At 70.7% G+C, this 23,931-nt stretch carries 22 protein-coding genes, 1 tRNA gene and 1 pseudogene; 18 read left to right on the plus strand and 6 right to left on the minus strand.

The window, feature by feature from the left end:
- Positions 1-42 precede the first annotated feature (42 nt).
- From ACIRF8_RS01680 to ACIRF8_RS01700, 5 genes are all read right to left on the minus strand, one after another.
- The gene (locus ACIRF8_RS01680) at positions 43-1,107 is read right to left on the minus strand and encodes a 2-oxoacid:ferredoxin oxidoreductase subunit beta (RefSeq protein ID WP_404209794.1); all 1,065 of its coding nucleotides are present in this window, start codon (positions 1,105-1,107) and stop codon (positions 43-45) included.
- On the minus strand, positions 1,100-3,046 hold the full coding sequence (locus ACIRF8_RS01685; RefSeq protein WP_404209796.1) for a 2-oxoacid:acceptor oxidoreductase subunit alpha: 1,947 nt from the start codon (positions 3,044-3,046) through the stop codon (positions 1,100-1,102). Before ACIRF8_RS01685 ends, ACIRF8_RS01680 begins: the two co-directional genes overlap by 8 nt.
- A 255-nt stretch (positions 3,047-3,301) precedes the next feature.
- Positions 3,302-3,961: a LuxR C-terminal-related transcriptional regulator gene (locus tag ACIRF8_RS01690; RefSeq protein WP_404212220.1), complete on the minus strand. Its 660-nt coding sequence runs from the start codon at positions 3,959-3,961 to the stop codon at positions 3,302-3,304.
- 247 nt (positions 3,962-4,208) lie between these two features.
- A complete protein-coding gene (locus ACIRF8_RS01695) occupies positions 4,209-5,564 on the minus strand; it encodes a sensor histidine kinase (RefSeq protein ID WP_404209798.1) in 1,356 nt (451 codons plus the stop codon).
- 210 nt (positions 5,565-5,774) lie between these two features.
- Positions 5,775-6,950: a sensor histidine kinase gene (locus ACIRF8_RS01700; protein ID WP_404209800.1), complete on the minus strand. Its 1,176-nt coding sequence runs from the start codon at positions 6,948-6,950 to the stop codon at positions 5,775-5,777.
- 204 nt (positions 6,951-7,154) lie between these two features.
- Here ACIRF8_RS01700 and ACIRF8_RS01705 point away from each other — a divergent pair, with 204 nt between their 5' ends.
- The 14 genes and pseudogenes from ACIRF8_RS01705 to ACIRF8_RS01770 all read left to right on the plus strand — a co-directional run bounded on the left by ACIRF8_RS01705 (position 7,155) and on the right by ACIRF8_RS01770 (position 19,907).
- Positions 7,155-7,553: an NADH-quinone oxidoreductase subunit A gene (locus tag ACIRF8_RS01705; RefSeq protein ID WP_404209802.1), complete on the plus strand. Its 399-nt coding sequence runs from the start codon at positions 7,155-7,157 to the stop codon at positions 7,551-7,553.
- A complete protein-coding gene (locus tag ACIRF8_RS01710) occupies positions 7,544-8,191 on the plus strand; it encodes an NADH-quinone oxidoreductase subunit B (RefSeq protein ID WP_404209804.1) in 648 nt (215 codons plus the stop codon). Before ACIRF8_RS01705 ends, ACIRF8_RS01710 begins: the two co-directional genes overlap by 10 nt.
- Positions 8,188-9,282, plus strand: a complete 1,095-nt coding sequence (locus ACIRF8_RS01715) for an NADH-quinone oxidoreductase subunit C (protein ID WP_404209806.1) — start codon at positions 8,188-8,190, stop codon at positions 9,280-9,282. The genes ACIRF8_RS01710 and ACIRF8_RS01715 overlap by 4 nt, the downstream gene beginning before the upstream one ends.
- Positions 9,279-10,247, plus strand: coding sequence for an NADH-quinone oxidoreductase subunit H (locus ACIRF8_RS01720; protein ID WP_404209808.1), 969 nt, complete (start codon positions 9,279-9,281; stop codon positions 10,245-10,247). Before ACIRF8_RS01715 ends, ACIRF8_RS01720 begins: the two co-directional genes overlap by 4 nt.
- Positions 10,247-10,855 (plus strand): annotated as a pseudogene (locus tag ACIRF8_RS01725) (NuoI/complex I 23 kDa subunit family protein); the annotation flags it as partial. The gene ACIRF8_RS01720 and the pseudogene ACIRF8_RS01725, both read left to right, overlap by 1 nt.
- A 452-nt stretch (positions 10,856-11,307) precedes the next feature.
- Positions 11,308-11,943 carry an NADH-quinone oxidoreductase subunit J gene (locus ACIRF8_RS01730; RefSeq protein ID WP_404209810.1) on the plus strand — a complete coding sequence of 212 codons (636 nt, stop codon included), beginning with the start codon at positions 11,308-11,310 and terminating at the stop codon, positions 11,941-11,943.
- Positions 11,943-12,374, plus strand: a complete 432-nt coding sequence (gene nuoK / locus ACIRF8_RS01735; protein WP_404209812.1) for an NADH-quinone oxidoreductase subunit NuoK — start codon at positions 11,943-11,945, stop codon at positions 12,372-12,374. The genes ACIRF8_RS01730 and nuoK overlap by 1 nt, the downstream gene beginning before the upstream one ends.
- Positions 12,371-14,389, plus strand: a complete 2,019-nt coding sequence (locus tag ACIRF8_RS01740; protein ID WP_404209814.1) for an NADH-quinone oxidoreductase subunit L — start codon at positions 12,371-12,373, stop codon at positions 14,387-14,389. Before nuoK ends, ACIRF8_RS01740 begins: the two co-directional genes overlap by 4 nt.
- Positions 14,390-14,395: 6 nt before the next feature.
- Positions 14,396-15,970 (plus strand): NuoM family protein, encoded by a 1,575-nt coding sequence (locus ACIRF8_RS01745; protein WP_404209816.1) that lies wholly within the window; start codon positions 14,396-14,398, stop codon positions 15,968-15,970.
- Positions 15,967-17,502: an NADH-quinone oxidoreductase subunit N gene (locus ACIRF8_RS01750; RefSeq protein ID WP_404209818.1), complete on the plus strand. Its 1,536-nt coding sequence runs from the start codon at positions 15,967-15,969 to the stop codon at positions 17,500-17,502. Before ACIRF8_RS01745 ends, ACIRF8_RS01750 begins: the two co-directional genes overlap by 4 nt.
- Before the next feature lie 92 nt (positions 17,503-17,594).
- Positions 17,595-18,056, plus strand: coding sequence for a large conductance mechanosensitive channel protein MscL (mscL, locus tag ACIRF8_RS01755; RefSeq protein WP_404209820.1), 462 nt, complete (start codon positions 17,595-17,597; stop codon positions 18,054-18,056).
- Positions 18,057-18,254: 198 nt separating this feature from the next.
- Positions 18,255-19,118: a zinc metalloprotease HtpX gene (htpX, locus tag ACIRF8_RS01760; protein WP_404209822.1), complete on the plus strand. Its 864-nt coding sequence runs from the start codon at positions 18,255-18,257 to the stop codon at positions 19,116-19,118.
- The gene (locus tag ACIRF8_RS01765) at positions 19,115-19,507 is read left to right on the plus strand and encodes a YccF domain-containing protein (protein WP_404209824.1); all 393 of its coding nucleotides are present in this window, start codon (positions 19,115-19,117) and stop codon (positions 19,505-19,507) included. Before htpX ends, ACIRF8_RS01765 begins: the two co-directional genes overlap by 4 nt.
- A 127-nt stretch (positions 19,508-19,634) precedes the next feature.
- Positions 19,635-19,907, plus strand: coding sequence for a GlsB/YeaQ/YmgE family stress response membrane protein (locus ACIRF8_RS01770; protein WP_404209826.1), 273 nt, complete (start codon positions 19,635-19,637; stop codon positions 19,905-19,907).
- A 135-nt stretch (positions 19,908-20,042) separates the two neighbouring features.
- Here the strand turns inward: ACIRF8_RS01770 and ACIRF8_RS01775 are convergent, their stop codons facing one another.
- Complete coding sequence (locus ACIRF8_RS01775; protein WP_404209828.1) at positions 20,043-20,531, minus strand: YajQ family cyclic di-GMP-binding protein; 489 nt, start codon at positions 20,529-20,531, stop codon at positions 20,043-20,045.
- Between the two features lie 213 nt (positions 20,532-20,744).
- Between ACIRF8_RS01775 and ACIRF8_RS01780 the strand changes: the two genes are divergently transcribed.
- From ACIRF8_RS01780 to ACIRF8_RS01795, 4 genes are all read left to right on the plus strand, one after another.
- A tRNA-Tyr gene (locus ACIRF8_RS01780) sits at positions 20,745-20,826 on the plus strand.
- A 291-nt stretch (positions 20,827-21,117) separates the two neighbouring features.
- The gene (locus ACIRF8_RS01785; RefSeq protein WP_404209830.1) at positions 21,118-21,246 is read left to right on the plus strand and encodes a hypothetical protein; all 129 of its coding nucleotides are present in this window, start codon (positions 21,118-21,120) and stop codon (positions 21,244-21,246) included.
- A 51-nt stretch (positions 21,247-21,297) separates the two neighbouring features.
- Positions 21,298-23,244: a RiPP maturation radical SAM C-methyltransferase gene (locus ACIRF8_RS01790; RefSeq protein WP_404209831.1), complete on the plus strand. Its 1,947-nt coding sequence runs from the start codon at positions 21,298-21,300 to the stop codon at positions 23,242-23,244.
- On the plus strand, positions 23,241-23,930 hold the full coding sequence (locus ACIRF8_RS01795) for a DUF5825 family protein (RefSeq protein WP_404209832.1): 690 nt from the start codon (positions 23,241-23,243) through the stop codon (positions 23,928-23,930). The genes ACIRF8_RS01790 and ACIRF8_RS01795 overlap by 4 nt, the downstream gene beginning before the upstream one ends.
- Position 23,931: the final 1 nt, after the last annotated feature.

A 23,931-nucleotide genomic window follows, 5' to 3' on the forward strand; every position in this document is an offset into this window, starting at 1 on the left:
GGGCCCGGACGCGGCGGCGCGTCCGGGCCCTTCGTGGCTGGTTCAGCCGATGACGGTCCAGGTGTCGCCGCCGGCGAGGAGGGCGGCGAGGTCGCCCTTGCCGTGGTGTTCGACGGCGGTGTCGAGCTGGTCGGCCATCTGGGTGTCGTAGACGGGGCGTTTGACGTTGCGCAGGACGCCGATGGGGGTGTGGTGCAGGGTGTCGGGGTCGGCGAGGCGGGAGAGGGCGAAGGCGGTGGTGGGGGAGGTGGCGTGGGCGTCGTGGATGAGGATGTCGGCGCGGTTGGCGTCGGTGACGGCCACGACGGTGAGGTCGCCGGTGGCGGGGTCGCGTACGACGCCTTTGGAGGCGTCGGCGCCGAAGGTGATGGGCTGTCCGTGTTGGAGGCGGATGACGGCTTCTTCGGCCTGCTGCTTGTCCTTGAGGACGTCGAAGGCGCCGTCGTTGAAGATGTTGCAGTTCTGGTAGATCTCGACCAGGGCGGTGCCGGGGTGGTCGGCGGCCTGGCGCAGGACGTCGGTGAGGTGTGTGCGGTCGGAGTCGATGGTGCGGGCGACGAAGGAGGCTTCGGCTCCGAGCGCGAGGGAGATGGGGTTGAAGGGGGCGTCGAGGGAGCCCATGGGGGTGGATTTGGTGATTTTGCCGATCTCGGAGGTCGGTGAGTACTGGCCTTTGGTGAGGCCGTAGATCCGGTTGTTGAAGAGGAGGATCTTGAGGTTGACGTTGCGGCGCAGGGCGTGGATGAGGTGGTTGCCGCCGATGGACAGGGCGTCGCCGTCGCCGGTGACGACCCAGACGGACAGGTCGCGGCGGGAGGAGGCGAGTCCGGTGGCGATGGCGGGGGCGCGGCCGTGGATGGAGTGCATCCCGTAGGTGTTCATGTAGTACGGGAAGCGGGAGGAGCAGCCGATGCCGGAGACGAAGACGATGTTCTCCTTGGCCAGGCCGAGTGCGGGCATGAAGCCCTGGACGGCGGCGAGGATCGCGTAGTCACCGCAGCCCGGACACCACCGCACCTCCTGATCGGACTTGAAGTCCTTCATGGACTGTTTCGCGTCGGCCCGGGGGATCAGGTGCAGGAGCTCGTTGGCGGGAGCGTCAGGCATCGATGGCCTCCTTGAGAGCTGTGGTGAGCTGCTCGGCCTTGAACGGCATTCCGTTGACCTGGGTGTAGCTGTGGGCGTCGATCAGGTAGGTGGCCCGGATGAGGGTGGCGAGCTGGCCGAGGTTCATCTCGGGGATGACGACTTTGTCGTAGCGGGCGAGGATGTCGCCCAGGTTGCGCGGGAAGGGGTTGAGGTGGCGCAGGTGGGTCTGGGCGATCTCCTCGCCGGCGGCGCGCAGGCGGCGGACGGCGGCGGTGATGGGTCCGTAGGTGGAGCCCCAGCCCAGGACGAGGGTGGTGGCGGTGTTGGTGGGGTCGTCGAGCTCGGCGTCGGGCACGGTGATGCCGTCGATCTTGGCCTGGCGGGTGCGGACCATGAAGTCGTGGTTGGCCGGGTCGTAGGAGATGTTGCCGGTGCCGTCCTGCTTCTCGATCCCGCCGATACGGTGTTCAAGGCCCGGGGTGCCGGGCACCGCCCAGGGCCGGGCCAAAGTCTGCGGGTCGCGTTTGTAGGGCCAGAACACCTCGGTGCCGTCGTCCAGGGTGTGGTTGGGGCCGGTGGCGAACTGCACCCGCAGGTCGGGGAGTTCGTCGACCTCGGGGATCCGCCACGGCTCGGAGCCGTTGGCCAGGTAGCCGTCGGAGAGCAGGAAGACGGGGGTGCGGTAGGCCAGCGCGATCCGGGCCGCCTCCAGCGCCGCATCGAAGCAGTCCCCCGGTGTCCTCGGTGCGACCACGGGGACCGGGGCCTCGCCGTTGCGCCCGTACATCGCCTGCAACAGGTCGGCCTGTTCGGTCTTGGTGGGCAGGCCGGTGGAGGGTCCGCCGCGCTGGATGTCGATGACCAGCAGCGGCAGCTCCAGGCTCACGGCCAGGCCGATCGTCTCCGATTTCAGGGCCACCCCGGGCCCGGAAGTGGTGGTCACCGCCAGCGATCCGCCGAACGCGGCGCCCAGCGCGGCGCCGATCCCGGCGATCTCGTCCTCGGCCTGGAAGGTGCGCACCCCGAAGTTCTTGTGCCGGGACAGCTCGTGCAGGATGTCCGAGGCCGGGGTGATCGGATAAGAGCCCAGATACAGCGGCAGATCCGCCTGCCGGCCCGCGGCGATCAATCCGTAGGCCAGCGCCAGGTTCCCGGAGATGTTGCGGTAGGTGCCGGTGGGGAACGCGGTGGTGGCCGGGGCGATCTCGTAGGAGACGGCGAAGTCCTCGGTGGTCTCCCCGAAGTTCCAGCCCGCACGGAACGCGGCCAGGTTCGCCTTCATCACCTCGGGCTTGCGGGCGAACTTCGCCGTCAGGAACTTCTCGGTGCCCTCGGTGGGGCGGTGATACATCCACGACAGCAGGCCCAGGGCGAACATGTTCTTGGAGCGTTCGGCCTCCTTGCGGGAGAGCGCGAACTCCTTGAGGGCCTCCACCGTCAGCGTGGTCAGCGGCACCGGGTGCAGGTGGTAGCCGTCCAGCGAGCCGTCCTCCAGCGGGGAGACGGCATAGCCGACCTTGGCCATCGCCCGTTTGGTGAACTCATCGGTGTTGACGATGACATCCGCGCCGCGGGGCACGTCGGCAATGTTCGCCTTCAGCGCGGCGGGGTTCATCGCCACCAGCACGTCGGGGGCATCACCGGGGGTGAGGATGTCGTGGTCGGCGAAGTGGAGCTGGAAGGAGGAGACCCCCGGCAGCGTGCCGGCCGGTGCCCGGATCTCGGCGGGGAAGTTCGGCAGCGTCGACAGATCGTTGCCGAACGACGCGGTCTCCGAGGTGAACCGGTCCCCCGTCAACTGCATCCCGTCACCGGAGTCACCCGCGAACCGGATGACCACCCGGTCCAGACGCCGGACATCCTTGCCCGACGCACCCCCGGCTGCGCGCTGTCCTCCGACCACTGCGCTGTCGGTCCCGTCGGCCTGTTCGGCTGTAGTACTGACCTGGCTGGTCACTGAACTGGACCTCCCTCGAGGCGGCTTTGCGGGCAGGCCCGTCCCACTGGCCTTCCCCTGGCCCACCCTACGTCTGTAAGGGGTGCCTTCCTCTGGATGTTCGTGGGATGGACCCGGAATCCAGACGGCGTGTCGCCCCGCTCCGCCGTGATCTGCCCACCCCCGGAGCCGAGCCCGACGCGCCGCGCGCGTCGGTCCGCAAGACGCTCCGTGCGCGTACCCCGGTTCTGGGCCGACGGGCGCCCGCCCCGCCGCTCAACTGTTCAGGTACGTCAGAACGGCCAGAACTCGCCGGTGATCCCCGACGCTCTGCGACAACCCCAGCTTCAGGAAGATGTTGCTCACGTGCTTCTCGACCGCGCCGTCGCTGACGACGAGCTGCCGGGCGATCGCCGAGTTGGTCCGCCCCTCCGCCATCAGGCCGAGGACCTCCCGCTCGCGCGGCGTGAGATGGGTGAGCACGTCCTGCTTGCGGCTGCGCCCGAGCAACTGCGCGACCACCTCCGGGTCGAGCGCCGTGCCCCCCTCCGCGACCCGGACCACCGCGTCCACGAACTCCCGTACCTCGGCCACCCGGTCCTTGAGCAGATAGCCCACGCCGCGGCTCGACCCCGCGAGCAGTTCGGTGGCGTAGCGCTCCTCCACGTACTGCGACAGCACCAGGACCCCGAGCCCGGGGAACTGCCCGCGCAACTGCACGGCGGCGCGCACCCCCTCGTCCGTGTGCGTGGGCGGCATCCGTACGTCCGCCACGACCACGTCGGGGAGCTGGTCCTGCGCCCCCAGATCGGTGATGGTCTTGACCAGCGCGTCCCCGTCGCCGACACCGGCCACGACCTCGTGCCCGCGGTCGGTCAGCAACCGGGTCAGGCCCTCCCTGAGCAGCACTGAATCCTCGGCGATGACGACCCGCACCCTGTCCTCCACGTTTTCGGCCCCCCAGCGCCCCTGTGCACCTGTCACAGAGGCCAGTTCTGACAGGCCCAGCATTCCAGCATCCGGAGCGGGGTGCGCCCACACGGCGGTAACAGGGGGTGGATCCCTCCGGGTTACCCGGTCACCCGGTCACCCGGTCACCCGGTCACCCGGTTACCCGGTCACCCGGTCACCCGGTCACCTCGGGCGACCGGGCGATCGGGTGACCGGGGGAGGTGAGGGGGTGTCAGGCCCGGCGCCACGGCAGCTCCGCCGTGATCCGGGTCGGCCCGGCCACCGGGGAGTCAACCAGCAGGATGCCGTCGACCGCGTCGAGGCGCTCGGTCAGGCCCGCGAGACCCGAACCGGCGGAGACGGCCGCGCCGCCGACCCCGTTGTCAGTGACCTGGAGCATCAGGCGGTCCCGCGTGCGCCACACGTCGACCGTGGCCCGCGTCGCCCGGCTGTGCTTGCTGATGTTCTGCAACAGCTCGGAGACCGTGAAGTAGGCGATGCCCTCGATGGCGGGCGCCGGGCGCTCCCGCAGGTCGACCTCCACCGTCACCGGGACCGTGCAGCGCGAGGCCACCGAGGACAGCGCCGCGTCCAGGCCGCGGTCGGTGAGCACCGCCGGGTGGATGCCGCGGGCCAGGTCGCGGAGCTCCTGGAGCGCCGTCTTCACCTCGCCGTGCGCCTCGTCGACCATGCGGGCCGCCGTCTGCGGGTCCTCGCTCAGCTTCTCCTTCGCCAGACCCAGGTCCATCGCCAGACTGACCAGGCGGGCCTGCGCGCCGTCGTGCAGATCGCGCTCGATGCGCCGCAGGTCGGCCGCGGCCGTGTCGACCACGATCCCGCGGTCGGACTCCAGCTCCACCACCCGCGTAACGAGCCGCGAAGGACCGAGCAGCCCCACGATCATCAGCCGGTCCACCGTGGTGAGTCCCCGGACGATCCACGGCGTCGCCAGCGTCACGAGCAGGCCGACCAGCGAGGTCAGCCCGATCTCGAACGGGTTGTTCAGATACACGGAGTGTGCCTCGTCGCCGTAGAGCTGCATACCGGCCTGCCCCGCGTACATGGGGAAGACCCACTGCCACAGCGGATACGTGAACAGCGCCCAGCCCGTCGTCCACAACGCGGTCGCCACCGAGAAGGAGAACACCGCCCACGGGAAGTGCAGCACCGTGTACAGCAGATGACGCCACGAGGCACCGCTCTTGAGCGTGGCGCCCATCCACCCGAACGGCCCGGCCCTCCCCGCGCGCACCGGCTCGGGCGCACCGACCTCCAGGCCGAGCAGCCCCCGCGCCCGCGCCCGCTCCAGGGCGCCCAGCCCGCGCGCCCCGGCCAGCGCCGCCGCCAGCACCGGCACCCCGATGAACGTCACGAGCAGTCCTGCGCCGAGCGACATCATCGTCACCGACCAGACGAACCCGACGACGGCGACCGGCAGGCTGAGCAGCACATAGCCGAGCTCCCGCCAGGTACGCCCCTCGACCGGCGCCCGCAGCCCGGCCGGCAGACGTCCGAGACCGCGCCGCCGAGGACCGGGCTCGTCGTCGTACGCGTACTCGCCGCGGTATCCGTACTGCTGCGTGGCCATGGATGCCGTCCGTTTCTGCTGAGGTTCGCTGGGGTGTGCCGGGTCTTCGCTCGGGTCCGGCCGGGTCCGGCCGGAGGGGGGCCGCCGTTCCCGCCGGTGCCCTCCGCTCCACTTCCAGGGTCCCGGGCGGCGGGGCCCCGGGCCATGCGGTGGGTAGGCGTCTTGGACCGGGGGTTTTCCCTACCTTCGGCCCCCGCGCGCGACGTGGGGCTACTGCCGGGAGCGGTCCCGCCACGGCAGTTCGGCCGTGACCGTCGTCCCGCCGCCCGCCGGCGAATCCACGACGAACAGCCCGTCGACCGCGCCGAGCCGCTCCGCGAGCCCGGACATCCCGGTGCCCTTGTCGAGGCTCGCACCGCCCTGCCCGTCGTCCCGCACCTGGATCAGCAGCCGGTCGTCCGACCGCCACACGTCGACCGCCGCCTGCGTGGCACGGCTGTGCTTGCTGACGTTCTGCAACAGCTCGGAGACCGTGAAGTACGCGATGCCCTCGATCGCCTGGGCGGGCCGCGCCGGAAGATCGGCCGTCACCTTCACCGGGACCGTGCAGCGCGAGGCCACCGAGGACAGCGCCGCGTCCAGGCCCCGGTCGGTGAGCACCGCCGGGTGGATACCGCGGGCCAGGTCCCGCAACTCCTGGAGCGCCAGCTTCACCTCACCGTGCGCCTCGTCGACCATCGTGGCCGCGGCGTCCGGGTCCTCCAGCAGCTTCTCCTTGGCGAGGCCGAGCCCCATCGCCAGATTGACCAGGCGGGCCTGCGCGCCGTCGTGCAGATCGCGCTCGATGCGCCGCAGGTCGGCCGCGGCCGTGTCGACCACGACCCCGCGGTCCGACTCCAGCTCCTCGATCCGCCGCTCCAGCTCGTCGGAGGGCGAGAGCAGCGCACGCACCATGGCGCGGTCCGCGTTGGTGAGGCCGCGCGCCAGGAACGGCAGCACCGGCCACAGCACGAAGAGACCGACCAGGGTCACCGCGAACGTCAGCACACCCCACGGCAGCCGGATCACCTCGTACAGCACGGCGCGCCAGCCCACCGAGTCCTTCAGGCCGTTCCACAGCCACCCGAAGAAACCGTCCCCGCGGCGGCGCGGCAACGGGCTCGGCTCCTCGATCCGCACCCCGAGCAGCCGCCGCGCCCGCGCCCGCTCCGCCCTGCCGAGCATCCGCGCCCCGCCGAGCCCCGCCGCGATCAACGGCAGCCCGATCACCGTGACGGTCAGCCCGGCACCGACCGCGAGGAGCGTCACCGCGTACACGAAACCGAGCACGGCCAGCGGAAAGCTGGTCAGGAGGTACGCGATCTCCTTCCAGGTGTGCTTGTCGTAGGCGAAACGCGGCGGTGGAGGCACCGGGCGGGCCTCAGCGGAGTCGAGTGGGTCGGTCATAAGCGACAGACTGCCCTGCGCGCGCACGGCTCCGCCATGAGGCGGACTGCCGGGGCGAACGGGGGATAACCCCACCCCGGGCCCCGCCCGTCCCCGCACCCACCGGGGCCACGCTTCGCACCGGGCTGCTTACCCTCCCTTTAACAGGCCCTAGACTCCCGTGCGTACAGATCGTCGAACACCAACACACGAGGGGCGACAGACGTGACGGGACCGACCGTGACCGTCATCGCGGCGGACTACTTCCACTCGTACTCGGTGGTCGGGCTGCTCGCCCTCGTCGGCGTGCTCTTCGTCGCCGTGGCCTTCGGCGCGGGCCGACTGCTGCGCCCGGTGGTCCCCACCCCGGAGAAACTGCTCACGTACGAGTGCGGCGTCGACCCCGTCGGTGAGGGCTGGGCCCACACCCAGGTCCGCTACTACGTGTACGCGTTCCTCTACGTGATCTTCGCGGTCGACTCGATCTTTCTCTTCCCCTGGGCGACGGTCTTCGCCGCGCCCGGATACGGCGCGACGACGCTCGTGGAGATGTTCATCTTCCTCGGCTTCCTCGCCGTGGGCCTGCTGTACGCATACAAGAAGGGCGTCCTGGCATGGACGTGAGCGACGTGACCCCCTCGCAGCCGGTGCCGCTGCCCGAGCCGGTCGGGCCGGTCGGGCCGGTCGGGCCGAAGAAGCTGGGTGTGCTCTCGCGCCTGGCCCCCGAACCGATGAAGGTGGTCCTCAACTGGGGCCGCCGCTACAGCCTGTGGGTCTTCAACTTCGGCCTCGCCTGCTGTGCCATCGAGTTCATCGCCGCGTCCATGGCGCGGCACGACTTCATCCGGCTCGGCGTCATCCCCTTCGCGCCGGGCCCCCGCCAGGCCGACCTGATGGTCGTCTCCGGCACGGTCACCGACAAGATGGCCCCGGCCGTGAAGCGCCTGTACGAGCAGATGCCCGAGCCGAAGTACGTCATCTCCTTCGGCGCCTGCTCCAACTGCGGCGGCCCGTACTGGGACTCGTACTCGGTGACCAAGGGCGTCGACCAGATCATCCCCGTCGACGTGTACGTGCCCGGGTGCCCGCCCCGCCCGGAGGCGCTGCTCCAGGGCATCCTCAAGCTCCAGGAGAAGATCGCCCGCGAATCGCTCGGCGAGCGGTACGGGTCCGCGTCCGCGGACGCGGCGGCCGGGCGTCCCTCGGCGGCGGCGCTGAGCAGCGGCCTCGTCCAGCCGCCCGCCGCGGGCGGTGACCGATGAGCTGGCTGCCGGGCCCGGTGGAGGAACTGTTCGGCGCCGAGGCCACCGTCGAGGAGGCGTACGACCTGCTGACGGTCGACGTCCCCGCCGCCTCCTGGACCGAGGCACTCCGGACGGCTCGTACGACGCTGGGCTGCACCTACTTCGACTGGCTCAGCGCCGTCGACGAACCGGGGACCGGCTTCCGGGTGTGCGCGCACGTCGCCGCCGTCGCCCCCGGCTCCGTACGCCGTCTGCTGCTGCGCACGACCGTGCCGCACGACGCGCCGGTGCTCGCCTCGGCGGTCGACGTGTACGCGGGCGCGGCCTGGCACGAACGGGAGACGCACGAGATGTTCGGCGTCGGCTTCGAGGGCCACCCGCACCTCGTTCCGCTGCTGCTGCCCGACACCTTCGAGGGCCACCCGCTGCGCAAGGACTTCGTGCTCGCGGCGCGCGTCGCCAAGGCGTGGCCCGGCGCCAAGGAGCCGGGCGAGTCCGAGCACGGAGGCCCGAAGCGGCGCCAGATGCTGCCGCCCGGCGTACCCGACCCGAACGAGTGGGGCCCGCTGAAGGGCCAGTTGCCCGCCGCACCGGCCCGCCCGGCACGTCCTGCCTGGGGGGCGGGGCGCGCGGGTGCCGGTACTGGTGCCGGTGCGGGGGCCGCTGGTTCCGGTGCGGGTGCCGCTGGTTCCGGTGGGCCGGGTGAGCGTCCGGCGCGACGGTCCCGTTCGGTGAGCGAGGGCTCGGCCAGCCAGGCTTCCGCGGGGGCGTCCTCTTCTCCTCCCGCTGCTTCCTCCGCACCGTCCGACCCGGCGGGGGAGGGGCGTCCCGCGCGTCCCGCCCGGCGCGCGCGCAGCGTCTCGGAGGGCTCGGCGAGCCAGCGCCCCGCGCCGGACACCACCCCGGCCCAGGGGACCGGACCGGCCGAGGCGGCACCGAAACCCCGCTCCGCCGACGCGCCCTGGCACCACGCCAAACCCGCGTTCGACGAGGACGCGGAAGGCGACCCTGCCCCCTCCTCCACCCCTGAGCCCCGCCCCGAACCCGATCCTCGCCCCGACCCCGATCCCCGCCCCGACCCCGACACGACCGACGGAGGCACGCAGTGAACGACGCTCTCGACGTCGCCCTGCGCCTCGTCCTCGTCTTCGTCGCCTTCCTGGTGCTGCCCCTGATCGTGGGCCAGACCGAGCACAAGGTCATGGCCCACATGCAGGGCCGCCTCGGCCCCATGTACGCGGGCGGTTTCCACGGCTGGGCCCAACTCGTCGCCGACGGCGTCAAGTTCGCGCAGAAGGAGGACGTGGTCCCGGCCGACGCCGACCGCCGCGTCTTCCAACTCGCCCCCGCCGTGGCCCTGCTGCCGTACCTCCTCGTCCTGCTGGCGATCCCGGTGGGGCCCGGCGACGGCGCGGTCGGCCAGGCCATCGACGCGGGCATCTTCTTCGTGCTCGCCGTGATGGGCGTCGGCGTGCTCGGCTCGCTGATGGCGGGCTGGGCCAGCGCCAACAAGTTCTCCCTCCTCGGCGGCCTCCGCACCGCCGCCCAGCTCCTCGCCTACGAACTCCCGATGCTGCTCGCCGCGGCCTCGGTCGCGATGGCCGCGGGCACGGTCTCGCTCCCCGGCATCCTCGACGCCTTCCAGTGGTGGTGGCTGCCCTGGCAGATCGTGGGCGCCCTGGTCTTCTTCGTGGCGGGCCTCGCCGAACTGCAACGCCCTCCCTTCGACATGCCGGTCGCCGACTCCGAGATCATCTTCGGCGCGTACACCGAGTACACGGGCCTGCGCTTCGCTCTCTTCCTGCTCGCCGAGTACGCGGGCATCGTCGTCCTGTGCGGCCTGACCACGGTCCTGTTCCTGGGCGGCTGGCACGGGCCCTGGGGCGCCGACGGCCTGGGTTGGGTATGGACCCTGCTCAAAACGGCGATCCTGGCCTTCGTCGTCATCTGGCTGCGCGTGTCCTACCCGCGCCTGCGCGAGGACCAGCTCCAGAAACTCGCCTGGACCACGCTCATCCCCCTCGCCCTCGCGCAGATCGCGCTCACCGGAATCGTGAAGGTGGCGATCAACTAGTGCCCCCGATCCCCGGGTCCGGCCTGGCCAAGGGCCTCGCCGTCACCCTCCGCACGATGACGAAGAAGACCGTCACCGAGCAGTACCCGGAAACCCAGCCCGAACTCCCGCCCCGCACCCGCGGCGTGATCGGCCTGTTCGAGGAGAACTGCACGGTCTGCATGCTGTGCGCCCGCGAATGCCCCGACTGGTGCATCTACATCGACTCCCACAAGGAGACGGTCCCGCCCGCCGTCGAGGGCGGCCGCGAGCGCAGCCGCAACGTCCTCGACCGCTTCGCCATCGACTTCTCCCTCTGCATGTACTGCGGTATCTGCATCGAGGTCTGCCCCTTCGACGCCCTCTTCTGGTCCCCGGAGTTCGAGTACGCCGAGACGGACATCCGCGATCTCACCCACGAGCGCGACAAGCTCCGCGAGTGGATGTGGACGGTCCCGTCCCCGCCCGCCCTCGACCCGTCCGCCGAGGAACCGAAGGAACTGGCCGCGGCCCGCAAAACAGCCGACAAACTGGCCACAGCACAGGCGGCAGAGGCGGCACAGGCGGCAGAGGCGGCACAGGCAGCCGAGGCAGCCCGGGCGAGCGAGGCAGCGCAGGCAGCAGAGGCAGCGCAGGCAGCCGGGGTGGCCCGGGTGAGCGAGGCAGCGCAGGCAGCCGGGGTGGCCCGGGCGGCCGAGGCTGCCCAGGCCGGGCAGGACGCCGGGCAGGACGCCGGGTCTGGGCAGACCGACCAGCCCGAGCAGACCGCCCAGCCTGAGCAGACCGCCCAGCCTGAGCAGACTGGCGCGCCCGAGCAGACTGGCCAGCCCGAGCAGGCCGCCGGGCCTGGGCAGGGTGTGCAGCCCGGTCAGACGGCGCCGACTAGGCAGACGGCCCCGCCCGAGCAGACGGGCGCGCCTGGGCAGACGGCCCCGCCTGAGCAGACCGCCTCGCCCGAGCAGACCGGCCAGCCTGAGCAGACCGCCCCGCCCGAGCAGACCGCCCCGCCCGCCCAGGACGCGTCCGCCCAAGCGCCGCAGAAGCCCGCCGCGTCCGACGACCCCGGAGAGGAGACGCCCGCATGACCCCCGCCGCAACGGCGGCCTCCGCCGCCGTCACCACGGCCGCCGAGAGCCACGGGTTCCTCTCACCGACGGGCGTCGAGATCGCCTTCCTCCTCGTCGGCCTCGTCACCTTCGGCGCCGCGATCGTCACCGTCACCACCAAGCAACTGGTGCATGCCGCCCTGTGGCTGGTCGTCGCCCTCGGTGGACTCGCCGTCGAGTACCTCCTGCTCACCGCCGAGTTCATCGCGTGGGTGCAGGTCCTCATCTACGTCGGTTCCGTCGTCGTCCTCCTCCTGTTCGGCCTGATGCTGACCCGCGCGCCCATCGGCCGGTCACCTGACGCGGACAGCCCCAACCGCTGGGCCGCCCTGACCGTGGCGGTCGCCGCCGCGGCGGCCCTGGTCTGGGTCGTCGTCGACGCCTTCCGCACGACCTGGATCGACCTGGACGTGGCCGCCCAGGGCAACACGGCCGTCACCGGCTCCATCCTGTTCCAGCACTGGGTACTGCCCTTCGAAGCCCTCTCCGTCCTCCTGCTGGCGGCCCTGGTCGGCGCGATCGTCCTGTCCCGCAAGAAGTCCACCGCCGAAGCGACCGGGGACGCCGGCGCCGACGCCGCCCCCGCCGACCGCCGGAAGGGCGACCGCTGATGCACCTCGCCTATCCCGCCGTCCTGTCCGCCCTCCTCTTCTGCACGGGCCTGTACGGAGTCCTGGCCCGCCGCAACGCGATCCTCGTCCTGATGTCCGTCGAGCTGATGCTCAACGCCGTCAACCTCAACCTCGTCGCCTTCGACGTCTGGCTGCGCGACGCCTTGCACTCCGGACAGGCCCTGACCCTGTTCACCATCGCCATCGCCGCCGCCGAGATCGGCATCGGCCTGGCCATCGTCCTGGCCGTCCATCGCAACCGGGGCACGGCCGACATCGACAGGCTCCGCGACTCCGCCGAACCCCACGACCCGGACGACGACCCGAGCGACACCCCGGACGACGACCCGCACGACCCGTCCGCCCCCGCCGGGCAGGCCACCACCCCGGCCGGCCCGGCGACGGACAAGAAGGCCGAGGCCACCGCGTGACCACCACGACCCTCGCCGTCCTCGTCCCCCTCCTTCCGTTCCTCGGCGCCGTCGCAGGTCTCCTCCTCGGCCGCACCGCCCCCGGCTTCGTCCGCCCGCTGGCCGTACTGCCGCCCCTGGCCGCACTCGTCCTCGCCGTCGTCGTCGCCGTCCAGCAGGGCGGCGGCACCGGCAACGGCACCACGGCCCTCGACGCGCACACCCAGCTCACCCCGACCGGTTCCGTACCGATCGAACTCGCCCTGCACATCGACGGCTTCGCCGCCCTTGTCGCCGTCCTGGTCGGCCTGGTCGCGACCTGCGTCCAGCTCTACTCGACGGGCTACCTCCGCGACGACCCGCGCTACCCCTCGTACGCCGCGCTCGTCTCGCTCTTCACCTCCGCGATGCTCCTCGTCGTCTACTCCGGCGACCTGATGGTGCTGCTGGTCGGCTGGGAAGTCATGGGCATCTGCTCGTACTTCCTCGTCGGCCACTACTGGGAGACCCCCGAGGCGCGGGCCGCCTCCCTGAAGGCGTTCCTCGTCACGAAACTCGGCGACGTCCCCTTCCTCATCGGCCTGTTCGCCCTCGCCACCGACGCGGGCTCCTTCCGCATCACGACGATCCTCGGCAAGGTCACCAGCGAGGGCGGCCTCGACCACCCCACCCTGATCGCCCTGCTGCTCCTCGCGGGTGTGGCGGGCAAGTCCGCGCAGTTCCCGCTGCACACCTGGCTGCCCGACGCGATGGCGGGTCCCACGCCCGTCTCCGCGCTGATCCACGCCGCGACGATGGTCGCCGCCGGTGTCTACTTCGTCGCCCGCCTCCTCCCGGTCTTCGCCGCCTCACGGGCGGCCCTGATCGTGCTGGCCGTCATGGCCGCCGCGACCATGGCCGGCTCGGCCCTCGCCGCCCTCGCCCAGGACGACATCAAGCGCGTCCTCGCCTACTCGACGATCGGCCAGCTCGGCTACATGACCGGCGCCCTCGCCGTCGGCGACCGCAACGCCGCCGTCTTCCACCTCCTCACACACGGCGCCTTCAAGGCACTGCTGTTCCTCGCGGCGGGTGTGGTCATCCACGCCGCCGGCACCAACTCCCTGGCCGCGATGGCCCGTATGGGCAAGCTGCGCGACCGCGTCCCCGACGCTTTCTGGACGATGACCGTGGCGCTGCTCGCGCTCGCCGCGATCCCGCCCTTCAGCGGCTTCTTCTCCAAGGAGGCCGTCCTCGGCGCCGCCGAGCACACCGCCACCGGCCATGAGCACGGCATCCCGGCCGCGTCCGGCTGGATCGTCCTCGTCGCGGGTCTTGTCACAGCGCTGCTCACCGCCGCCTACGCGACCCGGCTGTGGCTCCTCGCCTTCAACGGCCGGGGCGCGCAAGCCCCCGACCACGGTCGGCAGCCGGTCGTGATGAACGCCGTCCTGTGGGTCCTGGCGATCCCCTCCCTCGCTCTCGGTCTGGCCACGGGCGTCCTGCCCGACTGGTTCGACGGCCGCTCGCTCACCCCGACCCTGACCACGTCCGTCATCGGCACCGGCTTCGCACTCGTCGGCGTCCTGGTCATGTACGGGGCGTGGCGCCACACCACCGCGATGACCGCGCGCCGGGAGCCGATCGGCGCGGTCGCCGTCGACACCGCGTCCGGGGACGGCGGTCTGGTCGAGGCCGAGGCCATCGCCAGCCACACGGCCGCGTACGGGGACATCGCGGGCGCCCCCGACCTGGGCGACCCGGGCCGCCTCCTGCTCGGTCCGCTGCACGGGCACGCCGCCGCCGGATTCCACCTCGACGCCGTCTACACGACGCTCTTCGTCCGCCCCGTCCAGGCCGCGGCAGCGCTGGTCCGCTTCCTGGACCGGGCGGTCGTCGACACGTACGTGCGCGCCGCCGCCGAAGGCCCCAAGGCGCTGGGCTGGGCCGTGCGCCGCGCGCAGACCGGCAACGTCCAGACCTACCTCAGCGCACTCCTCGCAGGCACCGTCGTGCTGGTGGTCGCCGTCGTCCTCGTCGCCACCGCCGGAGCGTGAGCAGCCGTGATCGATATCAGCGAATCCGTGATGCAGTTCCTTCTCGCATTGATCGTCGTCGGCCCGCTCATCGGCGCGGTCCTCGCCCTTCTCCCGGCCCCGCCCGGGCTGCGGGGCACGTCCCCGGACCAGGCCGTGCTCCGCCACGGCGTGACCGTGACCGGTCTGATCCTCATCGCCGCGATCGTCCTCGCGCTCGGCTTCGACCACGACCAGCCGTCGAAGATGCAGGCCACGACGGACATCAGTTGGATCCCGGCCCTGGACGTACGTATCCACCTGGGCATCGACGGCATCTCTCTCCCCCTCCTGGTGCTGACGGCGCTGCTGACGTTCCTCTGCGCGCTGTACTCCTACTTCAAAATGCCGGCGGGCCCCTCGCCCAAGGCGTTCGTGGCCCTGGTCCTCGTTCTGGAATCGGGCACGCTGGCCACTTTCGCCGTGCTCGACCTCCTCCTCTTCTTCCTCGCGTTCGAGATGGTCCTCATCCCGATGTACTTCCTCATCGCCCGCTGGGGCGGTGCCCAGCGGCAGGCGGCAGCCTGGAAGTTCATCCTTTTCACCCTGCTCGGCTCGGTCGTGATGTTGCTCGGGCTTCTCCTTATCGGTGTTAAGTCGGGCACGTTCGACATGATGGCACTCGCCACTGACAACGGCCGGGGTCTGACGTCGTCCGTGCAGGTCATCGCCGTTCTGGCAATCGGGATCGGGCTCGCGGTGAAGACCCCGATGTGGCCGTTGCACAGTTGGTTGCCGGACGCCCACACCGCCGCCCCGACCGTCGGCTCCGTCCTTCTCGCCGGTGTCCTGCTGAAGATGGGTACGTACGGGTTCGTCCGCATCCTGCTCCCCATCGCCCCCGACGGGATGCGGACCTTCGCGCCGTATCTCGCCGCGTTCGCCGTCGTCGGGATCATCTACGGCTCCCTGGCCTGCCTGAACCTGGCCAAGCAGGGCGCGAAGGGCGACCTCAAGCGCCTCATCGCGTACTCCTCCGTCGGCCACATGGGCTTCGTCCTGCTGGGCATCGCGACGATGAGCCCGACCGGCGTGAACGGCGCGCTCTTCGCCAACATCGCCCACGGCCTCATCACCGGCCTGCTCTTCTTCCTCGTCGGCGCGCTCAAGGACCGGGCTGGCACCAGCGACCTCGACACCCTCGCCGAGCAGGGCGGCATGGCCCTGTACGGCAAGGCCCCGCGCCTGGGCGGCCTGCTCGCGTTCGCCGCCGTCGCCTCGCTCGGACTGCCGGGCCTCGCCGGATTCTGGGGCGAGATGCTCGCCCTGTTCGGCGCGTTCAGGCCCGCCGACGCCCTCAGCCGCCCGGCCTTCCTCGTGTTCATGTCGATCGCCGCGTTCGGCACCCTGCTGACCGCCGCGTACATGCTCATCGTGGTCCGCCGCGTCTGCATGGGCCCGCGCGACCGCGAAGCGCCGCACCTCGTCGACGTCCGCGGATACGAGTTCGCCGCCTGGACCCCGCTCGTCGCCCTCACCGTCCTCGCGGGTCTGTGGCCCGCCGCGCTGCTCGGCCTCACGGACCCGGCCGTGCAGAAGCTCCTCGCAGGAGGCCTCCAGTGACCGCCGTCGCCGCGCCCTCCGTGGCGTCCCTCGTCCAGTCCGTCGACTGGGCCGCGATCGCCCCGCCGACGATCGCGGCGGTCGTCGCCCTCGTCGTACTGGTCGCCGACCTGTTCGTGGACGAGCGCCGCAAACCGGTCCTCGGATGGATCTCCGTCGCGGGTCTGGCCGCCGCCGGACTCGCCCTGCTCCCGCTGATCGGCGACGAACGCTCCACCTTCTGCCTCGCGTCCTCCCAGGAAGCGTGCAGTTACACGGCGGACCGCTTCACGCTCGTCATCCAGTTCCTGGTCCTCGCCGGGGCCCTGCTCACGGCCCTGCTCTCGATCAGCACCCTGAAGGACGCCAAGAACGCGCACACGCCGCTTCCCGAGGGGGAGTTCTGGTTCCTCCTCCTGTCCTCCGCGGCGGGCGCCGCCCTCCTGCCCGCCTCCCGCGACCTCGCCACGCTCGTGGTGGCCCTGGAGGTCGCCTCACTGCCCGCGTTCGCCCTGGTGGGACTCAAGCGCGACGACAGGCGCTCCTCCGACGCGGCCCTGAAGTTCTTCCTGTCGTCGGTCACCGCGACCGCCGTCACCCTCCTCGGTGTGAGCTTCGTCTACGCGACCACGGGCAGCCTGCACCTCACGAAGATCGCCTCCGAACTCACGCAGGTGAACGGGCAGTTCCAGACCCTCGCGCAGGCGGGCGTCGCCCTCACCCTGGTGGGCTTCGCCTTCAAGACGGCCGCCGCACCGTTCCACTTCTGGGTACCCGACACCTATGTAGGCGCGCCGCTGCCGATCGCCGCCTACTTGTCGGTCATCGGCAAGGCGGTCGGTTTCTCGGGCCTCATCCTTGTCACGGTCGTCGCGTTCCCGTCGTACGCCGACGTGTGGGGCCCGGCGCTCGCCGCGCTCGCCGCGCTGACCATGACGCTCGGCAATGTCGCGGCCCTGCGCCAGCAGGCCACGCGCGCGTACAGCGCCGTACGCCTCCTCGCCTGGTCCTCCGTCGGTCAGGCCGGGTACCTCCTGGTGCCGATCGCCGCCGCCGCGTACTCCGACGACCCGCAGAAGTCGATCGGCTCCACGCTCGCGTACGCCCTCATGTACGCCGCCGTGAACCTCGGCGCCTTCGCCGTGGCCGCCCTCGTCGCCCGCACGAAGCCGCTGAACCGCCTCAGCGACTACCGGGGCCTGTACGCGTCGCGCCCGCTCGCCGCGCTCGTCCTGGGCTTCTTCCTGCTGTGCCTGGCGGGGTTGCCGCCGGGCGTCATCGGGCTCTTCGCCAAGGTGACCGTCTTCTCGGCGGCCGTCGAGGCGGGCCTGGGCTGGCTCGCCGTCGTCATGGCCGTGAATGTCGTCATCGCGCTCTTCTACTACCTCCAGTGGACCGCGGCCCTCTTCCGCGCCCCCGAGGGCGAGCCGGCCGCCTACCGTGCCTCCTTGCCGCTCACCGCCGCCATCGCCGTCACCGCCGCCGCCGGAGTGGTCCTCTCCGGAGCTCCACAGTTGATCCTTCGCTTTGTGGGCAGTGGACTGTTCTCGTGACGCGACAGATTCCCAAAGCCCCTATTTGGTACGTTTCTGGGTCGCAGCAAACAAGCGCCTTCCCCACCCTCACCCTTCCCAGGAGCAGCACCGTGCTGAGCGGTTTCAAGGACTTCATCCTTCGCGGAAACATCGTCTCCATGGCGGTGGGCCTCGCGGTGGGATCAGCGTTCACGGCGCTGGTGACCGCGTTCACCGCCGCGTTCATCACCCCCCTCCTCGGCTGGGCCACCGGCTCCATCGGCACCTACTCGGACGCGTACTTCACGCTGGAAGGCGTCCGGTTCCCCTACGGGAAGCTCATCAACGCGGGCATCGCCTTCCTGATCACCGCCTCGGTGCTCTACTTCCTGATCGTCGTGCCGATGATGAAGATCACGGCCCGCGCGGACCGCAACAAGCCGATCGACATCAAGGCCGCCCTGCGCGACTGCCCCCGCTGCTTCAGCCAGATCCCCGGCATCGCCACCCGCTGCCCGAACTGCACCAGCGAGATCGAGCCCGACGAGAAGGCACTGGAGGTCGCGGGCCTGCTGCCCCAGCAGCAGCACTGACCCGTACGGCCCAGTCGCACCCCCGCTCCCTGAGCGTGCACAAGGGAACTAGTCCTGCTCGTCTGGCGTTGACCAGTACGGGAGGGTCCACTGGAGAGACACCACAGCCACCCGCACCGAATTGCGGGTACAGGCCCAGTGGAAGCAGCGAGCAAGCAAGCAGTGGGTTCCCCTGCCGCACCACCAGGAGGGCGTACCGTGCACCGCCGGCACAACGGGTTGAAGACAGCAGTACTCCTCGGGGGACTGTCCGCCCTCATCCTCGTCATCGGCAGCTTTTTCGGCCGTACGGGGCTTGTCATCGGACTCGTCATCGCGATCGGGACGAACGCGTACGCGTACTGGAACAGCGACAAGCTGGCCCTGCGCGCGATGCGGGCCCGCCCGGTCAGCGAGTTCGAGGCGCCCGCGCTCTACCGCATGGTCCGCGAGCTCTCCACCCAGGCCCGCCAGCCCATGCCCCGCCTGTACATCTCCCCGACCGAGGCGCCGAACGCGTTCGCGACGGGCCGCAACCCACGCAATGCGGCGGTGTGCTGCACCGAGGGGATCCTGCGCCTCCTGGACGAGCGGGAGCTGCGCGGCGTCATCGGCCACGAGCTCAGCCACGTCTACAACCGCGACATCCTGATCTCGTCGGTCGCCGGAGCCCTCGCCTCCGTGATCATGTTCCTGGTCAACTTCGCGTGGCTGATCCCCGTGGGCCGCTCGAACGACGACGAGGGCCCCGGCATCTTCGGGATGCTGCTGGTCATGATCCTGGGCCCGCTCGCCGCCTCCCTCATCCAGCTCGCCATCAGCCGCTCCCGCGAGTACGAGGCCGATGCCTCGGGCGCCCAGTTGACCGGGGACCCGCTGGCCCTGGCCGGTGCCCTGCGCAAGCTCGACGCCGGGACGAAGCAGCTCCCCCTGCCGCCCGAGCCGCGTATCGAGACGGCGAGCCACATGATGATCGCCAACCCATTCCGCCCGGGCCAGGGAATGTCGAAGATGTTCTCCACGCACCCGCCGATGGCGGAGCGGATCGCCCGGCTCGAGCAGATGGCAGGTCGCCGACAGTGAAGACAATCCTGAACATCATCTGGCTGGTCCTGAGCGGCTTCTGGCTGTTCCTCGGCTATGTGCTCGCGGGCCTGCTGCTGTGCATCACGATCATCGGCATCCCGTTCGGCGTGGCGGCGTTCAGGATCGGCGTCTACGCGCTGTGGCCCTTCGGCTACACGACGGTCGAGCGCAGGGACGCGGGAGCGCCGTCCTGCGTGGGCAACGTGCTGTGGCTGATTCTCGCCGGATGGTGGCTGGCGCTGGCCCACATCTTCACCGGCATCGCCCTGTGCGTCACGATCATCGGCATCCCGTTCGGCATCGCCAACTTCAAGCTGATCCCTGTGTCGCTGATGCCCCTGGGCCGCGACATCGTCTCCACGGACCAGCCGTTCGCGGCGCGCTGACAGCACCCTCCGCGCGCCACGCTCCCAGGTCAGCGCAACCACCGCCCGCTCGACCGCGTCCTTCTGAGCAACATCGCCGCGAGCGAGCTCGCGTGCGGGTCGGTACGACAGAGGGGCAGAACACGGCATGGGCATCATCAGTTGGATCATCCTCGGGCTGCTCGCCGGTGCCGTCGCCAAGCTGCTGCTCCCGGGCCGCGACCCGGGCGGCCTGATCGGCACCACGCTCATAGGCGTCGCGGGAGCTTTCATCGGTGGCTGGATATCGTCCCGCTGGCTCGACCGTCCCATCACCAAGGACTTCTACGACACGGCCACCTGGGTCTCCGCGATCGGAGGCGCGCTCGTCCTGCTGATCGTCTACCGCATCTTCTTCGGCGACTCGCGCAGCCGCCGCTGAGACAGGCCCACAGCAGGGAGGGGCGGTGCCCGGACCGGGCACCGCCCCTCCCTGCGCGCAGACGACCGCACAGGCCCCAGGGGCGCGCCTACCAGTAGGCCGCCCACCCAGCCGTGCGGTGCCTCTTCGGCAGACCTACCGGTAGTTCACGAACTGCAGTGCGAAGTCAAAGTCCTTGCCCTTGAGCAGCGCCTGCACGGCCTGGAGGTCGTCACGGCTCTTGGAGCTGACCCGCAGCTCCTCACCCTGCACCTGGGCCTTGACGCCCTTGGGACCCTCGTCGCGGATGATCTTCGCCACCTTCTTGGCGTTCTCCTGCGAGATGCCTTCCTCGATGGAGGCGAAGATCTTGTACTCCTTGCCGGAGAGCTGCGGCTCGCCGGCGTCCAGCGACTTCAGCGAGATACCGCGCTTGACCAGCTTGGACTGGAAGACGTCGAGGATGGCCTTGACCCGCTCCTCGGAGTTGGCCTCCATCAGGATCTTCTCGCCGGACCAGGAGATGGAGGCGCCCACGTTCTTGAAGTCGTAGCGCTGCGAGATTTCCTTGGCGGCCTGGTTGAGGGCGTTGTCGACCTCCTGCCGCTCGACCTTCGAGACGATGTCGAAACTGGAGTCGGCCATGTCCTGTGGCTCCTTGTATCGGGGGTTGATCGGTGTCCGATCGGGTTCTGGTCGGGCGCGCACCGAGGCATTGCGCCGCGTGCAAAGCCTAGCCACCGCCCCGCGCCCCACCGCCGATCAATCGGGTGGCGAAGCACCCCTGTGCATCAGGTATTGTTTACGTCGTTGCCAGCGAGCACCGCCACCGAGCGGGGCCCGGGGCAGCGAACCCAAGGCGGTGTGCCCGAGCGGCCAAAGGGAGCAGACTGTAAATCTGCCGGCTCAGCCTTCCCAGGTTCGAATCCTGGCGCCGCCACACTTGGGTGAAGCCCCCTCCGGATTCCGGAGGGGGCTTCGTCGTGTCCGGGCCACCCAGGACGGCGCCCAGGACGCGCGAGAGGGGCCCCGGCAGCAGACGCGGCGCCCTGGCGGGTAGCGGGGGCGTTGGCGGCCGTGTGCGGGCGGCTGGAGCGGTCCCGGGGCGCGGCGCGTGATAACCCCTCCCTGCGCTACGGCGTCGACAGCCGGCCGCACACCCCTCCCTCCCCACCCGTGTAAGCAGCACCCTTGTGTGACGCATGGTGCAGCTCTAGGGTGAACCGCCGTATTGCACACGGGTGTTCGAGTCCGCAGGGTCGAGGGGGAGGCAGCCATGGAGATCAAGAAGACCGTGATCCGTGAGGAAGAGCGCACCAACCGCAGGCCCGCCATCATGGAGAAGCGGCCGACCCGCTGAACCGACTCGCTGAGCCACCGGGAAGAGCAGGACGAGCAAAAAGAGGGCGGCATGCGCGTTCAGTTGGTGACCATGCCCTGGCATCCGATCGATCTGCCCTCCCTCCAGGTGGGCCTGTTGCACCAGTTGCTGCGGCAGGTCCGACCCGGCGACGAGGTCCGCGAGTTCCACGGCTCACTGCGCTGGGCGGAGTTCCTGCTCGCCCGCTCGGACGGCCGGCTGCGCCCTGGTGACTACGAGGCGATCGGCAGCGACTCGATCTTCCATGGACTGGGCGACTGGGTCTTCTCCGGCGTGCTCTACGAGGACGAGAACTGGGGCGTGGCGAAGCTGCACGCGTACGCGCGCGAGCGCGCGTTGTGCGCCGACACCCTCGACACCGTCTCCGAGATGCGCGCGCACGCCGCCGACTACATCGACCGGTGCGCCGACGACGTGCTGGCCCACGCCCCGGACGTCGTCGGGTTCACCAGCACCTTCATGCAGAACGTGCCCTCACTCGCCCTCGCCCGTGCGCTCAAACACCGCCGCCCGGACCTGACCGTCGTCTTCGGCGGCAGCAACTGCGACGGCCCCATGGGACACGCACTGCACCGCAACCACCCCTACGTCGACCACGTGGTGCGCGGAGAAGGCGAGTACGCCTTCCCGGCCCTCCTGGCCCATCTGGACAGAGGCACGCCGCCCGACGACGTACCGGGTCTGTGCTGGTGGGACGGTTCCGGGGTGTCCCGCGTCTCGCGCGCCAACACCGAGACCCGCCGCACGGTGGCCCCCGCCGACATCCCCTCGCCCGACTACGACCAGTGGCAGGCGGAGGTCGAGGCGTCCCCGGTCATCGAGTACGTGTATCCGAAACTGGTCGTCGAAGGCGCCCGCGGCTGCTGGTGGGGCGAGAAGCACCACTGCACCTTCTGCGGTCTCAACGGCACCGCCATGGCCTTCCGCGCCAAGCCGGGCGAGCGGCTGTGGAGCGAGATCGACCGGCTGGTGCGCCGCCACCGCATCCTCGACGTCGTCACCGTCGACAACATCATCGACATGGCGTACTTCAAGGACTTCCTGCCGCGCGCCGCCGAGAGCGGCTGGGACCTGCGGATGCACTACGAAGTGAAGTCCAACCTCAGCCGCGAACAGATCGCCTTGCTGAGCGCGGCCGGGGCGGTCCTGCTCCAACCCGGCATCGAGAGCCTCAGCGACCGCGTTCTCGACCTCATGGACAAGGGCGTCACCGGAGCCCGCAACATCCGTACCCTGCGCGAGTTCGACAACCACGCCATCACCTGCACCTGGAACTACCTGTACGGCTTCCCGGGTGAAAGCGACCAGGACTACGCCTCCGTCCTCGACCAGATGCCGGCGCTCGTCCACCTCCAGCCGCCCGGCGGCGCCCACCGCATCCAACTGGAGCGGTTCAGCCCGCACTTCACCAACCCCGCCCTCGGCTTCGGCAAGCGCCGACCTGCCGAGATGTACCACCACGTCTACGAACTCCCCGAGGACGAACTGGCCGACCTGGTCTACCTGTTCGACACCGAGGACGCCGGTATCGGCGGGGAGACCGAGGCCCGGCTCCTGCACGCCGTCGCGCAGTGGCGGGCCGGCCACGCCGACTCCACCCTCGTCATGGAGACGGCGGGCAAAGACGGCCCGGGCGGGGAGGGCGCCGCGGACGGGAGCGCCCTCCTGGTGCGCGACCGGCGCCAGGGCTGGCCCCCGCGCACCTATTGGTTCAGCGGCTGGCAGGCCGCCGCCCTGCGCCACCTGGAGGACGGCCGCACCGAAACCGCCCTCCACCGGAAACTGACCGCCGACCGGTACGAGGTCTCCGCCGGGGAGGTGAGGGAGTGGCTCGGCGAAGCCCTCGCCCTCGGCCTGCTCTTTCGAGACGGCCGCACGTACGTCTCCCTGCCGACCCGGAGCGTGCCGATCCGCGTCGACCGCGAAACAGGCGCGAGTCCCGCGGAAGGGCCCGTACCCGAGGCGGTGGCCCGATGACCGCCCCGCCCGGCGACACCAGCCCCGCCACGCGCCCCGCGGACTCCCCGGCCTCCGCGCCCACGATCCCCGCGCCCACGACCGCCGCACCCGCCCTGCCCGCCACCGTCGCCCACCGCCGCACCGGCAGCGACGTCCACGTGAGCGAACCGCTGCACCTGTGCGGAGACGGGCCCACCGCCACCCGGGCGGTCCAGTTCCTGCGCGAGTGCCTGAGCCGCGGACTGAGTGTTACGTATGACGCCGTCCTGCCCGTCCCCGCCCCGGGGCCTGATACGTATAACCCCAGGCCAGAGGTGCCAAGACCCACACCAGGCACGTACGACCTCCGCGTCCTGCGCCACCTGCCCCCTCCCGCCGAACAGCCCGGTGAACCGCCTGAGTTGACGATATGGCGGGCGGACCATGCCTACGGGATGCTCTACCACCGAAGAGGCCCCGGCTTCATCACGGTCATGGACCGCAGGGAACGCCCCGCGTCGGCCAGGTTCACCCTCGACCACCCCGATCTGCTGGCCGCCTTCGACGCGCTGCACGAAGCGATGCCCCTCGCCGCGCTCGCCCCCGTCCACCAAGAGGCCGCGGAACTGCTGGCGGCCGAACGGCTCGCGCTGATCGTCGACGGCTGGGCGGTGGCGCTGCCGCCCCGACTACGGCGCTGGCCCGTGCCCTGCACGGGAATCTGAC

The sequence above is a fragment of the Streptomyces sp. NPDC102406 genome, from assembly GCF_044765725.1.
In the GTDB taxonomy this organism is placed as follows: Bacteria; Actinomycetota; Actinomycetes; order Streptomycetales; family Streptomycetaceae; genus Streptomyces.